Below are 14,674 nucleotides of genomic sequence, written 5' to 3'. Positions count from 1 at the left end.
CTATGTCTGACGTTGCTGCCATACAGCAGTTTGTTGAAAAATATAACGCCTTAAGAAGCGAGGTTGCCAAAGTAATTGTAGGTCAGGATGAGGTGGTCAATCAAATCCTGATTTCTATTTTTTCTGGCGGACATGCGCTATTGATTGGCGTTCCGGGATTGGCAAAGACATTAATGGTCAATACCATTGCTCAAGCCTTGGGTCTCGATTTTAAACGCATCCAATTTACGCCAGATTTAATGCCGAGTGATATTCTTGGAAGCGAAATTCTCGACGAAAACAGACATTTTAAGTTTATCAAAGGACCTATTTTTGCCAATATCATTTTGGCAGATGAGATTAACAGAACGCCTCCAAAAACGCAAGCAGCCTTATTGGAAGCCATGCAGGAACGTTCGGTAACCGTCGCAGGACACAATTACCAATTAAGTTTACCTTATTTTGTTTTGGCCACACAAAACCCGATTGAGCAGGAAGGAACTTATCCTTTACCAGAAGCGCAGTTGGACCGTTTTATGTTTGCCATCACTTTAGAATATCCCTCTTTTGCCGAAGAAGTACAAGTAGTTAAATCAACGACTACCGATCGTGCCACAACGGTCAATCCCTTATTTACAGCTCAAGAAATTACCGATTTTCAAAATTTGATTCGTCGTATCCCAGTAGCCGATAATGTTATTGAATATGCCGTAACCATGGTTGGTAAAACGCGTCCAAAAGAAGCCTCTGCTTCCGCTTTGGTCAAAGAATTTGTCGATTGGGGAGCCGGTCCAAGAGCTTCACAAAACTTGATTTTAGCTGCCAAAACGCATGCGGCCATCAATGGTAAATTTTCTCCAGATATTGAAAATGTACAAGCGGTTGCCAGTGGTATTCTGCGCCATAGAATCATTAAGAACTATAAGGCAGAAGCGGAAGGCATTACCGACGAACAGATTATTAAAAGTTTGTTTTAGGTTATCTAATGGCTTTTAACTTTCCTTTGATTTAAATCCAACGTTTTCATTTTTAAGAACGCGTTGTAATTCTTTTTTATCACTTCAATTTATTTAAATTTTATTTCGGAGAGGTTCTTTAATTGATTGCGAATTGTCTATTTCCTTAGTTAAAAAAATTGACTTAAGTAAGTTGTGTCTAATTCTTACAATTGCACCTTCAAACCTGCTGTGTTTTTCTTTTGAAAAGCCGATTTTGAGATGTCCCGATCGATATTTCTTATTGGTAAAAGACTTTTCTAGGTTACTTTTCTTGATCAAAATTACCAATTTGTTGTTATGCACTTTAAAATATTACGAATAGTTTAATTTTACATAGTACAAATGGATATTTGTCAATTTATACGCAGCGGATTCTAGATGCCATTACATATTTTTAAAAGTCTTTGAAATTTTGTAATTTTGCATACCCGAAACTTCGCGGAAATAACTAAATAAACAACAACCTTAAAATATAATCTATGGCATTTGATATTGATATGATTAAGAAAGTTTACGAAACTATGCCTGAACGTGTGGACAAAGCGCGTGCAATAGTTGGTAAACCTTTAACTTTATCTGAAAAGATTTTATACACTCACCTTTGGGATGGCAATCCAACAACCGCTTTTAGAAGAGGAGAGGACTATGTAGATTTTGCTCCAGACAGGATTGCGTTACAAGATGCTACAGCTCAAATGGCATTGTTGCAGTTTATGCAAGCCGGTAAACCTAAAGTTGCCGTGCCTACTACCGTACATTGTGATCACTTGATCCAAGCAAAACAAGGGGCTGCACCCGATTTATTACGCGCCAACCAAACCAGTAGTGAGGTATTCGATTTTTTAGCGTCAGTATCTAATAAATATGGTATTGGTTTTTGGAAACCAGGTGCTGGTATTATTCACCAAGTGGTTTTAGAAAATTATGCCTTTCCAGGAGGAATGATGATTGGTACGGATTCACATACTGTTAATGCAGGTGGATTAGGGATGGTGGCTATTGGCGTTGGTGGTGCCGATGCTGTTGACGTGATGGCAGGAATGGCTTGGGAGTTGAAGTTTCCTAAGTTGATCGGTGTGAAATTAACTGGAAAATTGAATGGCTGGACGGCTTCAAAAGACGTGATTTTAAAAGTGGCTGGTATCTTAACCGTTAAAGGTGGTACAGGTGCGATTGTTGAATATTTTGGACCTGGTGCAAAAAACCTTTCTTGTACAGGAAAAGGGACCATTTGTAATATGGGTGCTGAAATTGGTGCAACCACATCAACATTTGGTTATGATGATTCAATGGAGCGCTTTTTAAGAGCTACCGATCGTTCGGAAATTGCTGATGAAGCTAATAAAATTCGTGAGTACTTGACAGGTGATGCTGAAGTTTACGAAAATCCTGAGCAGTATTTTGATCAAGTTATTGAAATTGATTTAGATACGTTACGTCCACATTTAAACGGACCGTTTACGCCAGATTTAGCAACGCCAGTTGGACAACTTGGTAAGCTTGCCAGAGAAAATGGTTGGCCAATTAAAGTAGAGTGGGGCTTGATTGGATCTTGTACGAATTCTTCTTATGAAGATTTAACGCGAGCCGCTTCGATTGCGAAACAGGCCGTAGATAAAAATATAAAATCGAAAGCAGACTTCGGTATTAATCCAGGTTCTGAGCAAATTCGATTTACTGCCGAACGTGATGGCGTATTGAAGATTTTCGAAGATTTGAATGCTACCATTTTCACGAACGCCTGTGGACCATGTATTGGACAATGGGACAGAAGTGATATGAAGGGCGATGAGAAAAATACGATTGTACACTCATTTAACCGTAACTTCTCAAAACGTGCCGATGGTAACCCAAATACTCATGCGTTTGTAGGATCGCCAGAAATGGTCGCTGCCATCGCAATTTCAGGACGTTTGGATTTTGATCCGATGACTGATACTTTGATCAACGAAGATGGGGAAGAAGTGAAATTGGAAGCACCACAAGGTCTTGAATTGCCGCCATTAGGTTTTGATGTGATTGATTCAGGCTATGTTGAACCAGTTAAGGACGGAAGTAAGGTTGACGTTTCTGTGAACCCAACTTCTGAGCGCTTACAATTATTAGAACCATTTCAACCGATTGGTAATAAAATCACAGGCGCTAAATTATTAATTAAAGCCTTTGAGAAATGTACGACGGACCATATTTCAATGGCGGGACCATGGTTACGTTACAGAGGACATTTAGATAATATCTCAAACAACATGCTTATTGGAGCAGTAAATGCTTTTGGTAAGAAAACAAACTTTGTTAAAAATCAATTGACAGGAGAGTTTGGTGGTGTTCCTGATGTAGCTCGTGACTACAAGGCAAAAGGTATCTTTTCTATCGTTGTGGGTGACCATAACTATGGTGAAGGATCATCTCGTGAGCACGCTGCAATGGAGCCAAGACATTTAGGTGTTGCCGCAGTAATTGTAAAATCTTTTGCACGTATCCATGAAACAAACCTTAAAAAACAAGGAATGCTTGGATTGACGTTTGCTAATGAAAGCGATTACGACTTAATTCAGGAAGACGATACGATCAATTTCTTGGACTTGGATCAATTTGCACCTGGCAAGCCGCTTCATATTGAGTTTGTACATGCCGATGGAAGCAAAGATGTGATCAAAACGAATCATACTTATAACCAACAACAAATTGATTGGTATAATGAAGGTTCTGCTTTAAACTTGATTAAAAAACAAAACGCGTCCTAAGATTAGAATGTCTATATTTTAATAAAAACTCCTGATATCTATTGGGAGTTTTTTTTTAGTGAGACCCGCAATTCAATCTCCGCTATCGGCGGAGTTTGAAATGCTATGGTCGAACTAACCCCGCTTTTTCAGCGGGGTCTTTAATTCAACACCTCGACTTGCCTAGGCTTAGTCCGAGTGTTTTAATTATAAACCTATGAAAATCTCAAAAAGCCAGCGTAATAATATCATTTTTTTGGTGTTTATTTTGTTGTTGATCATTCCGCAAACGCGCCAACCTATTCAAGTTTTTCTGCAGAAAGGTTTGGCCATGATCAGTCCATCGGTCATTAATGAAGAAAAGCGAATTACTTTAACTGATTATGACTGGCAACTGGTAGATGAAAATGGAAGATCTTACAATTTTAATGAGGCCAAAGGAAAAGTCGTGTTGATTAATTTCTGGGCGACGTGGTGTCCACCTTGTATCGCTGAAATGCCAAGTATGGAAAAACTATATAAGGATTATAAAGACGAGGTCGTTTTCCTTTTTGTCTCCAATGAAAGCCAGGAGGTCATTTCACAGTTTAAACAAAAGAATGACTATGATTTTTTGGTCTATTCTGCAATTACGGCCAATCCAAAACTTTTGGAAGCCTCTTCCATTCCTAGGACTTTCGTTTTAGATAGAAAAGGTCATATCGTGATTGACAAAACAGGTGCCGCCGATTGGAATAGCGATAAAGTAAGGAAACTACTGGATGATTTGCTAAAACTTAAATAGCACTTTAAAAAAGGCCTTGATGAATGCCATGGAAAAGAGCGATTTCATGATGCTTACATCTTCTGAAAAACTGGTTTCTTCATCCAAAAATCGGAACATCGTCCGGATGGAATTCTTGGAATAGAAACTTTCAAAAATCCAAACCCCTTTTTCATTGTCGTCATACAGTACTTTCAGAAAAATCTTATCGTAAAACTTGAATTTCTTTTGAAATAGATCTTCAGATGGACTTTTCCCTGCTTTGATATTGGCAATCAATTTGGACACATTCTTTTCCGTATGTTTAAAGGAATAGCCTGTAGAACCTTTTACCCAACCTGCACCTGTGCCGATTTTCGTCACATTTTTACTGTGGAAATTCCAAAATGGAAAATCAGTCATCGGAATATTGCCAATTTCAGTTTCCATAATTTTATAATTCTCTATTTTGAGTTGCTTTTTGATATAGTTTTCAATGGCATCGTCATAAACCTTTGTTTCCACAGTAAACGGGGTGAAAAACGTATATTCAATGAGCGCTTTGTTTTCAGAGAACGGCAACACATAAATAAAGCTTGTAGAATTCTTGTATTGAAAACGATAATCCATCATCGTAAAGGAGTCCGGCTGAAAACAAGGCGTTTCAGTTTCAATGGTCCAGCCTTTAAAATGCTGATGGATAAGCGTGTAATGTGACTGCTGCGTATAAAACTCTTTAGGCACTCTGCTGTCGAATATGTGTTTTGCCGTGTAGTTATGATGCGCGCCAATAACTTTCAAACCATCTATTTCGTCAATCGATTGAACAGAATCTAAAATGAATTTGAAATTATCCTTTGAGGAAAGCTGATTTTTTGCCCAAGTATAAAAATCAATCGACCTAATGGTTTTATAATGGTATGCTTCAAGCGGAAGCTTTAAAGAAACTGCGGGAGATTCAAATTTTGCCGTATGCCAGACCTTTTCTACGATGGCGTCAAATTTCCCTTCGCCTTGTTCCCAAAAACTCCAGGTTTTGTCGTTTTCCGTTTTATCTGACGGATCAATAAGACCTATGGTGTATTCCTTAAAAAAGGGATCTTTTGATAACTCTAGAGCCAACTGTAAACCGGCAAGACCATTTCCAATAATGAGATAATCAAAATGGGTTACATATTGCATAATGACTGTCGACCTAAGCGATTATTTTTTGAAGTATTTAAAAGGAACGACGAGCATGCCAAAGCATTCGCCATCTTCTTTGCCTATATGCTTGTGGTGCATTTTATGGGCACGTCGAACTCCTTTGGCGTACCAATTGTTGGCGTTTCTAAAGATCTTAAAGCGTTGGTGGATAAATATGTCATGAACCGTAAAGTAAGCAATGCCATAGGCTAAAATACCGAGGGCAATGGGAAGGCAATACCAGACATTTTCATAACTCCACAAGTAAAAACAAGTCATGCTTACAATGGCATAAAAGATAAAAAAGGCATCATTGCGTTCAAACCAACTTTTATGGTCTTTATGATGATGGTCGGCGTGCAGTTTCCATAAAAAACCGTGCATCACATATTTGTGAGTGAACCATGCCATAAATTCCATGATGGAAAATATGCCTAAGAAAATAAGTATACCAAGAAAAATTTGCATGTTCAAAATTATAATAAATTGAGTTGATACTTCACGTAGCTTCGTGTTAAAAGTTCTATTTTCTTATAGTTAGGAACTCTTATTCGAGTGGATTTGATGTCTGGGGCAGGCGTGTTTTTTAATTTTTTCAGCAGTTGGTAGTAATAGCGATAGGCCATAAAAACACCGAATTTCGCTTCAATTGGCAATTCTTTTATGCCCTTAAGTCCCTGTGCGAAATCATTTTCAATATCATCAATTATGCTTTGTTTAGAGTTTTCATCCAATTGATTTAAATTGGTGTTGGGAAAATAAGTTCTGCTTAAATCCTCGTAATCTGCTTTTAAATCCCTTAAAAAGTTCACTTTTTGAAATGCAGAACCTAAGCTCATGGCACTTTTTTTCAGGCTTTCGTATTTTTCAGAATCCCCTTTAACAAAGACTTTCAGGCACATCAAGCCTACAACATCTGCTGATCCATAAATGTACATTTTATAATCCGTTTCCGTCAGATAGTCACTTTTATGCAAATCTAAGCGCATGCTTTTCATAAATGCGTCCACCAGATGCTTGTCAATATTGTATTTATGATAGGTTTCCTGAAATGCGTTCAGAATTGGATTCAAACTTATTTTATCCTGAAGTGCAAATTCCAGATCCGCTTCAAAACGATTGAAAAGTACTTCCTTATCGTAATCGTGAAACGAATCGACGATTTCATCTGCAAACCGAACAAATCCATAGATATTGTAAATATCCTGCCGGATGCTATTGGCCAACATTTTGGTAGCAAGAGAAAATGAAGTGCTGTAAGTGTTGGTTACGGCTTTACTGCATTGATGTGAGACGAGGTCAAATAGCGCTTTCATGAGCTTTAGCAGTATGATGTTTTTTTATAAGTTCTGCAACCAATTTTCCGGATATCAAAGAGGGCGGTACTCCTGGGCCTGGTACTGTCAATTGCCCAGTGAAATACAAGTTATTTACTTTTTTACTCTTTAATTTGGGTCTTAAAAAGGCAGTTTGCATAAGGGTGTTGGCCATTCCATAAGCATTTCCTTTATAAGAGTTATAATCTTCAATAAAATCATTGACACAAAAGGACTCCTTAAATATAATATTATTTTTGACGCTTTGCGAGGTTAAATTCTCAAAACGATCCATGATTTTGTTAAAATATAGGGTTCTTAATGCTTCCGTGTCCTCCAGACCAGGTGCTAAAGGAATTAAGAAAATGCCCGCTTCCTGACCTTCAGGTGCGACACTTTCGTCTGTTAGTGACGGAAAACTCGCGTAGAACAAAGGATTTTCGGGCCATTTAGGAGTGTCATAAATTTCTTTGGCATGCGCTTCAAAATCAACGTCAAAAAATAAAGTATGATGGTTGACGTTTTTTAACTTTTTATCGAATCCTACATAAAATAGGAGTGAAGAGGGTGCGAAAACTTTTTTCTCCCAATACGCTTCAGAGTACTGACGGTCTTTTTTATCCAATAGCGTTTCAGAATGGTGATAATCGCCACCGCTTAATACTATATCAGCAGGATACGTTTTTCCGTTGGCAATGATTCCGTTGGCTTGGCTATCTGTTACGGTGATTTTCTCTACGGAATTTTCAGTTTTGATCTTTACGCCTAAACTCTTAGCGAGTTGTTCCATCGCCAAAATAACTTCATACATGCCTTTTTTTGGATGAAAGGTGCCAATACCAAAATCGGCATAATTCATAAAACTATAAAAGGACGGCGTGTTATCAGGTTTTGCTCCTAGAAATAAAACTGGAAACTCCAAGATTTTGGCGAGACGATCGTTTTTAAATTCCTTGCGGACGTCTTTCTTGATCGTGCTGAAAAATTGGTCGATTTTTTTCATCGTAACCGGCGTCATCAACTCAAAAGGGGAAACTCCTGGCCGATATACAAGATCTTTAATGGCAACCTCATAATTGTGCTGCGCATTGGCGATGAATTTTTTGAGTTTTTGAGAGCTTCCTGGTTCTTCTTTTTCAAAGGTTTCGCAAATTTTCTCCAAAGTATCTTCAATCGTGATATAATCGTCTTTTGCAAAATAGACACTGTAGGCCGGATTCAGTTTTTCCAATTCATAGTAATCAGACGGCAGTTTCTCAAAGTCAGAGAAAAACCGTTCGAAAACATCGGGCATCCAATACCAAGTTGGTCCGATATCAAAAGTAAAACCGTCTTTTTTAAGCTGTCGTGCCCTCCCGCCGATGGTTTTATTTTTTTCAAAGATGGTCACGTCATGGCCATCTTTTGCAAGATAGCATGCTGCAGATAATGCAGAAAAACCTGATCCGATAATAACAATGCGTAAATTCATTATTTAAATTGTTTAACAAAAATAGGTAAGAGTTAAACAAAAAACAATTTTAAAGCGTTAAATTGTTGCAATTAAACTATCGATTGTTTTAAATGTTTTAATGTTATTTGGAAGTGCATTGATGTCAATGTATTGCGTCATTTGGCCGAGGATCCAGAAGTCGTGATTATTATCTTTTAAAAGCTGTGACTTAAAATCAACTAGATAATTGGAAAGGTCATCTTTTAAAGGCTTGACGGTAAAGTAGGAAATAAAAGTGACTTTTTCATAATAGGCCAGGACATCGGTTAGACTCTGAATTGGAACACTTGATCCTAGGAAAATTGAACGTTGTCCTTTGGCATTGAGTTCATAGTTAATAAACATGAGTCCAATTTCATGGATTTCATTTTCTGGTAAAAAAAGAACGAAGGCGTTATTGTGGTCTATTTTGTGCTGTGCCTGTACAAGTTCGGTGTGGACCAATATTTTTTGTCGGATAAGCAAGGTAATAAAATGCTCGTGCGCGGGAGTGATCGTATCCGTTTGCCATAACATGCCCACTTCAGAAAGAAATGGTAAAAACACCTCATAGAAAATGTCAGTAAACGATTTGGTTTTAATGAGGCCATTAAAAGTTTCGTAAAAAAGGTCCTGGTTAAAATCCAACATGGCCAATTTAAAGGCGTTGATCGCATGGTTTTTAACGTGGCTACTACTGGCTAGTTCCTTGACCTGCTGTTGAATTTCCTGCTTATTTAATGAAGCGATCTTTGATATTTTAATGCCGTTATTATTCAGGAAGCTAATGTTCAGGAGCTTTTGGAGATGGCTTAAATTGTAAAATCTAATATTGGTACCGGTACGTTCTGGCTCAAGCAGTTCATAGCGTTTTTCCCAAATTCGGATGGTATGTGCTTTTATGCCTGTAAGGTTTTCGAGGTCCTTAATGCTGAAAACGGATTTAATATTGTTCATTGTTTAGCGGAAAATCTAAAACAAAATTACGTTAATTTAGGATAGGTTTAAAAAGGAATATAATTTATAAGTGAAAATTTACAGGAATGGGAGCTAATGAATGAAATACCTCCTTAATAGGTCATTTTAGATGGAAAGTAATTATTCGTTACTAAAACGATAATGGAAATGATTTATCTAAAAAAATGTGCGCACGAGAAGACTCGAACTTCCACGACCTAATGGTCACCAGCCCCTCAAGCTGGCACGTCTACCAATTCCGCCACGTGCGCATTAAATTGTAATTTTTAGATATTAAAAATAAGCACTTGCTTAATTTTTTTGCTTTGGTTGGTATCCAAAACTTAGTCTAAAAAATCTTTTGCGGTGCAAATATAAAAAATCAATTATTTTAATTCGGGTATTTTCGATTTAGTTTTTAAAAGCATCCTGTTTTAATCTTATCTGAAGCAAATAATGGCGCAAAATGTACTTTTTTGCAACACTCTTCTATGCTATAAACTGAAAATTTATGCTGATGAAGGTTTAAGCATTTCCTAATATTTTTTTACGGTTACAAAAAATAGGGTTTGAAGCCATATTTCCTATGGTATTGTAGTAATTTTTGAAGACCTAAGTTTTTGCGTTAAAATTAGTAACTACTTCTCCAATGATGCAAAGAGGCTTCATTGGTCGTACTTTAAAAATATCTTATGAAATCAATTTGGAATGGCACCTTGAGTTTTGGGCTTGTATCGATTCCCATAAAAATGTACTCTGCATCTGAAGATCGAAATTTGGACTTGGATATGCTCGATAAGCATGATCAAGCGCGCATCCGCTATAAACGCGTCAATGAAAACACCGGCGAAGAGGTAGAATGGAAAGACATTGTAAAGGGCTTTAAAAAAGATGAGCGTTATATTATTCTGGAAAAGGAGGATTTTGAAAATGCCAACGTCAAAAAAAGCAAGACGATTGATATCGAGGAATTTGTTGAAGAAACTGAGGTGGCCGATATGCTTTTTAAAAGTCCTTATTATCTCGAGCCACAAAAAGAAGGCGGCAAGGCCTATAATCTATTGCGTGATGCCCTGAAAAAAACGGGTAAGTTAGGTGTGGCTACTTTCGTGATGCGTCAAAAAGAAAACCTTTCGCTTATCGGCGTATATCAAAATGTGATTGTACTGCATGTGATTCGCTTTGCGGAAGAAATCCGTGATGCCAAAGAATTGAAGATTCCCACCATCAAAACTTCAGAAAAGGAAATTGCAATGGCCGAAAATTTAATCGAAAATTACACTGAGAAATTCGATTTTAAAAAATACAAGGACGTTTATAATAAACAGTTATTGGCGATTATAGACTCTAAAGCATCTGGAAAAGAAATTAAGGTTGAAAAAACCAAGAGCGAACCGACCGCGGCCAAAGATTTAATGGCCAAATTAAAAGCAAGCTTAGAGCAACATAAAAAGAAAGCGTCTTAAAATGAGTCTGGAAGAGTACCGCAAAAAACGTAGTTTTAAGGATACGCCCGAACCTAAGGATCGCGTTGATGCTACTGATCAATTTCGTTTTGTCATCCAAAGGCATCGTGCTAGTCATTTGCATTACGACTTGCGTTTAGAAATGGACGGCGTTCTTAAAAGCTGGGCGATACCAAAAGGGCCGTCCATGAACACTCAGGACAAACGTTTGGCAGTACATACCGAAGACCATCCCGTAGCTTATCTTACTTTTGAAGGCGTAATTCCCAAAGGAAATTATGGTGCAGGAAAAATGACCATTTGGGATAAAGGCTATTATTCTAATTTATACCCACATCAAAACTTAGTGACTGATTATGCCGATGGCAAATTGAAATTGGTTTTTCACGGTGAAAAAATCAAAGGGATCTTTACCTTGGTTCGTTCATCTTCCATGAATAAAAAGGACCAATGGCTGTTCATAAAACACGACGATCAGTTTGCGACCCATCTCAATTATGACGCCGAGGATTTTAATCCGGAAGCTTTTTCCGATCACGAGTCTATAAGTGCTGTACAACTTAATTTGAAATCGTTTGTTAAACCCATGCTGGCCTCACCAGGCATAAAGATTTTTAATGATAAGAACTGGATTTATGAATTAAAATACGATGGTTATCGTGCTTTGGCCAATATAGATTCGGGAACGGTGGAGCTTTATTCCAGAAATGGAATTTCACTCAATGAGAAATTCAAGAGTATTCATGATGAACTGACGGAAATAGAACATTCAGCTATTTTAGACGGAGAAATCGTAGTGCTGGACCACAAAGGATTACCTCAATTTAATGCCTTGCAAAACTATAATCCCGACCTAACCAAAGGCGCCTTGATCTATTATATTTTTGATTTGTTGCACCTTAACGGTCATGATATTTTAGAGCTGCCTCTGTTGAGCAGGAAGGAATTACTGAAAGCCTTGATTCCAGACGCACCACATCTTCAGTATTGTGATCATGTAGAAGCCATGGGAATAACCGTGTATGACAAAGCCATTAGCATGGGAATGGAAGGTGTCATCGCTAAAAAAGCCAATTCCAAATATGAAACGAATGTGCGTTCTACCAATTGGTTGAAATTCAAGAAAATTGAAAACACCGAAACGCTTATCTGCGGGTATACGCTTTCCAAAACCAAATCCCGAAAATTCGCTTCCTTAATTTTAGGAATGGTCCAAGACGGCGCTTTGGTGTACGTGGGCACTTGTGGCTCGGGATTTTCAGAACAACAAATTATCGAGCTTTATCACAAGTTTGAAGTTTTGGAAACAGAACATGCTAATTTTGAAATCCGTCAACATCTCAAGGGAAGGGAAGCGGTTTGGCTTCTCCCAAAATTGGTTTGCGAAGTCAAGTTTTCCGAATGGACTGCTGCCAATGTAATGAGACATCCAGTTTTTTTGAGACTGCGAGAGGACAAAAATATGGAGTTTGATGAATCTTCAGAAAAGCAACATCTACCCAAAACTCACAAATCAATAGATTCGGAATTTTCTCTGGAAGTGGATCATATTAAAGTTCAAATCACAAATCCGGATAAAATGTATTGGCCAAATGCCAAATTGACCAAATATGATCTCTTGGATTATTACATAAAAATATCGGACTATATCCTGCCGTATTTAAAAGATCGTCCCGAAAGTTTACACCGACATCCCAATGGGATTACCGGCGAATCATTTTACCAAAAGGACAATGAAAATCTGCCGGAATGGATGGAGACCGTGGCTATAAAGTCAAAATCGTCCGAAAAGGAAATCAATTATCTGTTATGTCAAAATCAAGCCAGCTTGCTTTATATGAATAATTTAGGATGTATAGAACTGCATCCATGGCATTCCACCATCTATCAATTGGACAACCCAGATTATGGTATTATTGATTTGGATCCTTCGCCAGAAAATTCTTTTGAGGAAGTCATCGAAACTGCTCAAACAGTAAAAAAAGTGCTGGATAGGGCAAAAATAAATGGATTTTGTAAAACCTCTGGGGCCTCAGGAATTCATGTTTACATTCCCATGGGCGGTTTGTATGCTTATGAACAAGCAAGGGATTTCACTAAATTATTATGTGTTTATGTGAATGAACAGCTGCCTGATTTAACGACGTTAGAGCGCTCACTCAAAAAAAGAGGTCCAAAAATCTATCTGGATTATTTGCAAAATAGAAAAGGACAGACCATTGTTTCGGCGTATAGTGTAAGACCCGAAAAGCAAGCCACCGTTTCTACACCTTTGGATTGGTCTGAAGTGAATAGAGGTTTGCAAATGTCTAATTTCACTATTAAAACTGTGCCATCCCGCATTTTGGATAGCGGAGATGTTTTTAAGGGAGTTTTTGGAAAAGGTATCGATATTAACAATGCCATTGATCATTTAATGGGTTCATAAAACTTTTCGATATAATTAAATCTATTAATTGATTTTAAAATTTCAGGAATTAAATTCTTCAGGTCAAAATTTTAATTGAATGAGCATAATCTTTGATTATGAGAGTTTTAAATTTATAGAGGTAGTGGATTATTTTACCTTCAATTATAAACTAATTTAATTCTATAGTCATGGCACAGATTAACAATGAAAAGAAAAAACCGAATTGGGCGATGATATCGCTGATTTTGGTCGTTTTGTTTATAGTCGGTTATATTATTTATGTATACCAAGGAGACAATAAAGACATTAACGATACTAATGAGTTTGCAAATGAAAAGATCATTGAATCTACAAACAGCCAAACGAGTGCCAATGATAGTGGTAATGCACGTGATTCTTTTGGAGGCACCTATAACGCCTTCAAAGCCTTTGATGAATCCATAAGAGATTCCACTAGGATTGCAGTGGATTCCTCATATACGAAAAAAGCATTTTCAAACTTGACGAAATTGGTGGTTAAAAAAGCTGATGAAAGCAGTGTGGCAGATTCAAAGGCTTTAGATGATTTGAGAAACTATTCGGTTCTCATTACGACAATCGCCAAAACATCGAGCAATAAGGAGAACTTCAAAAACTTTAAAACCGCTTGTGACAAGATCGCTTCCGTGTTAGGGGATATTCAAGCTAAAAGTTATCCGTCGTTGGTGCAAGATGTTACGAGTCTTAAGCAAATTGCATCAAAAATCAGTGCGTCCATTCCGATGGACAAACAGCAAGCTTATATTACTGCTTTTTTGAAAAAGAGTAGGGACATCTTAAGATCCATGAATCCATAAAACAAGAAACATTGCGAAAGAGGTTGAACATCACTTAAATAGAGTTTTATAAGTACAAAAAAATGTGTTCTCGAGGGAGAACCCTTATCAGTGTCTTTAATAGTATAGCCTGAGGCGCATCATATTATTAATTTGATTGTCGCTGACGGGACACTCTCAGTAACTAATAATTTAAATGAAAAAATCTCGATTATTTCAAATCCAACTCAAGGCATTCTGAATTTAAGATTTCCCTCTCTTATTGTCGTATTGAAAGTTTAAATGTTCGATGTTTGGGTAAGAACATTAAGTTCTCATATCAGAATAAAACGTTGAACACGGCAAGTTTACCACAAGGAGTTTATATGTTAAAAGTGAAAACTTCTCAAGGCAATCTTACAAAAAAGATTGTGAAGCAGCAACACGGCTCTTTTTATTTTAAACCCATGCAAAGGCACGGGTTTTTTTATTGGACTCAATGCTTTCCGGTTTTGCACCTATATAAATTGCCAAAGGTTTTACGGGATTCTCGATCGCATTAAATATCCGTTTTTTTATTATAGAGGATTTAAGTAAGGGAGATTCTCAGCGTCAAAGTCGTGTTTTAAGCGA

The 14,674-nt window shown here is 37.4% G+C and carries 12 protein-coding genes and 1 tRNA gene; 7 read left to right on the top strand and 6 right to left on the bottom strand.

What is annotated here, in order from left to right; genetic code table 11:
* The first annotated feature begins 2 nt into the window (after positions 1 to 2).
* From ACOH2D_RS06580 to ACOH2D_RS06570, 3 genes are all read left to right on the top strand, one after another.
* Complete coding sequence (locus ACOH2D_RS06580) at positions 3 to 956, top strand: AAA family ATPase (RefSeq protein ID WP_449534755.1); 954 nt, start codon at positions 3 to 5, stop codon at positions 954 to 956.
* A 500-nt stretch (positions 957 to 1,456) separates the two neighbouring features.
* The gene (locus tag ACOH2D_RS06575; protein ID WP_449534754.1) at positions 1,457 to 3,721 is read left to right on the top strand and encodes an aconitate hydratase; all 2,265 of its coding nucleotides are present in this window, start codon (positions 1,457 to 1,459) and stop codon (positions 3,719 to 3,721) included.
* 196 nt (positions 3,722 to 3,917) lie between these two features.
* On the top strand, positions 3,918 to 4,484 hold the full coding sequence (locus ACOH2D_RS06570) for a TlpA family protein disulfide reductase (RefSeq protein WP_449534753.1): 567 nt from the start codon (positions 3,918 to 3,920) through the stop codon (positions 4,482 to 4,484).
* Here the strand turns inward: ACOH2D_RS06570 and ACOH2D_RS06565 are convergent.
* From ACOH2D_RS06565 to ACOH2D_RS06540, 6 genes are all read right to left on the bottom strand, one after another.
* Positions 4,470 to 5,624: a lycopene cyclase family protein gene (locus ACOH2D_RS06565; protein ID WP_449534752.1), complete on the bottom strand. Its 1,155-nt coding sequence runs from the start codon at positions 5,622 to 5,624 to the stop codon at positions 4,470 to 4,472. The two genes, ACOH2D_RS06570 and ACOH2D_RS06565, sit on opposite strands and share 15 nt — an antisense overlap.
* A 21-nt stretch (positions 5,625 to 5,645) precedes the next feature.
* Positions 5,646 to 6,095, bottom strand: coding sequence for a sterol desaturase family protein (locus ACOH2D_RS06560; RefSeq protein ID WP_348035014.1), 450 nt, complete (start codon positions 6,093 to 6,095; stop codon positions 5,646 to 5,648).
* A gap of 8 nt (positions 6,096 to 6,103) precedes the next feature.
* Positions 6,104 to 6,943 (bottom strand): phytoene/squalene synthase family protein, encoded by an 840-nt coding sequence (locus tag ACOH2D_RS06555; RefSeq protein ID WP_449534751.1) that lies wholly within the window; start codon positions 6,941 to 6,943, stop codon positions 6,104 to 6,106.
* Positions 6,927 to 8,414: a bifunctional phytoene desaturase/3,4-desaturase gene (crtID, locus tag ACOH2D_RS06550; RefSeq protein WP_348035012.1), complete on the bottom strand. Its 1,488-nt coding sequence runs from the start codon at positions 8,412 to 8,414 to the stop codon at positions 6,927 to 6,929. The genes ACOH2D_RS06555 and crtID overlap by 17 nt, the downstream gene beginning before the upstream one ends.
* Before the next feature lie 57 nt (positions 8,415 to 8,471).
* Positions 8,472 to 9,371, bottom strand: coding sequence for a MerR family transcriptional regulator (locus ACOH2D_RS06545; protein WP_449534750.1), 900 nt, complete (start codon positions 9,369 to 9,371; stop codon positions 8,472 to 8,474).
* Positions 9,372 to 9,559: 188 nt separating this feature from the next.
* Positions 9,560 to 9,643, bottom strand: a tRNA-Leu gene (locus ACOH2D_RS06540).
* A 420-nt stretch (positions 9,644 to 10,063) separates the two neighbouring features.
* Between ACOH2D_RS06540 and ku the strand changes: the two genes are divergently transcribed.
* The 4 genes from ku to ACOH2D_RS06520 all read left to right on the top strand — a co-directional run bounded on the left by ku (position 10,064) and on the right by ACOH2D_RS06520 (position 14,604).
* Positions 10,064 to 10,837 (top strand): non-homologous end joining protein Ku, encoded by a 774-nt coding sequence (gene ku, locus ACOH2D_RS06535; protein ID WP_348035010.1) that lies wholly within the window; start codon positions 10,064 to 10,066, stop codon positions 10,835 to 10,837.
* A gap of 1 nt (position 10,838) precedes the next feature.
* Positions 10,839 to 13,265, top strand: coding sequence for a DNA ligase D (ligD, locus tag ACOH2D_RS06530; RefSeq protein WP_449534749.1), 2,427 nt, complete (start codon positions 10,839 to 10,841; stop codon positions 13,263 to 13,265).
* A gap of 170 nt (positions 13,266 to 13,435) precedes the next feature.
* A complete protein-coding gene (locus ACOH2D_RS06525) occupies positions 13,436 to 14,083 on the top strand; it encodes a hypothetical protein (protein ID WP_449534748.1) in 648 nt (215 codons plus the stop codon).
* Positions 14,084 to 14,355: 272 nt separating this feature from the next.
* Entirely contained in the window at positions 14,356 to 14,604 is a 249-nt protein-coding gene (locus tag ACOH2D_RS06520) for a T9SS type A sorting domain-containing protein (RefSeq protein WP_449534747.1), read from the top strand.
* The last annotated feature ends 70 nt before the right edge of the window (positions 14,605 to 14,674 follow it).

This window comes from Gelidibacter sp., assembly GCF_053579655.1.
Note: the sequence above shows the minus strand (reverse complement) of the source record. Positions and strands in the feature narration are given on the sequence as shown.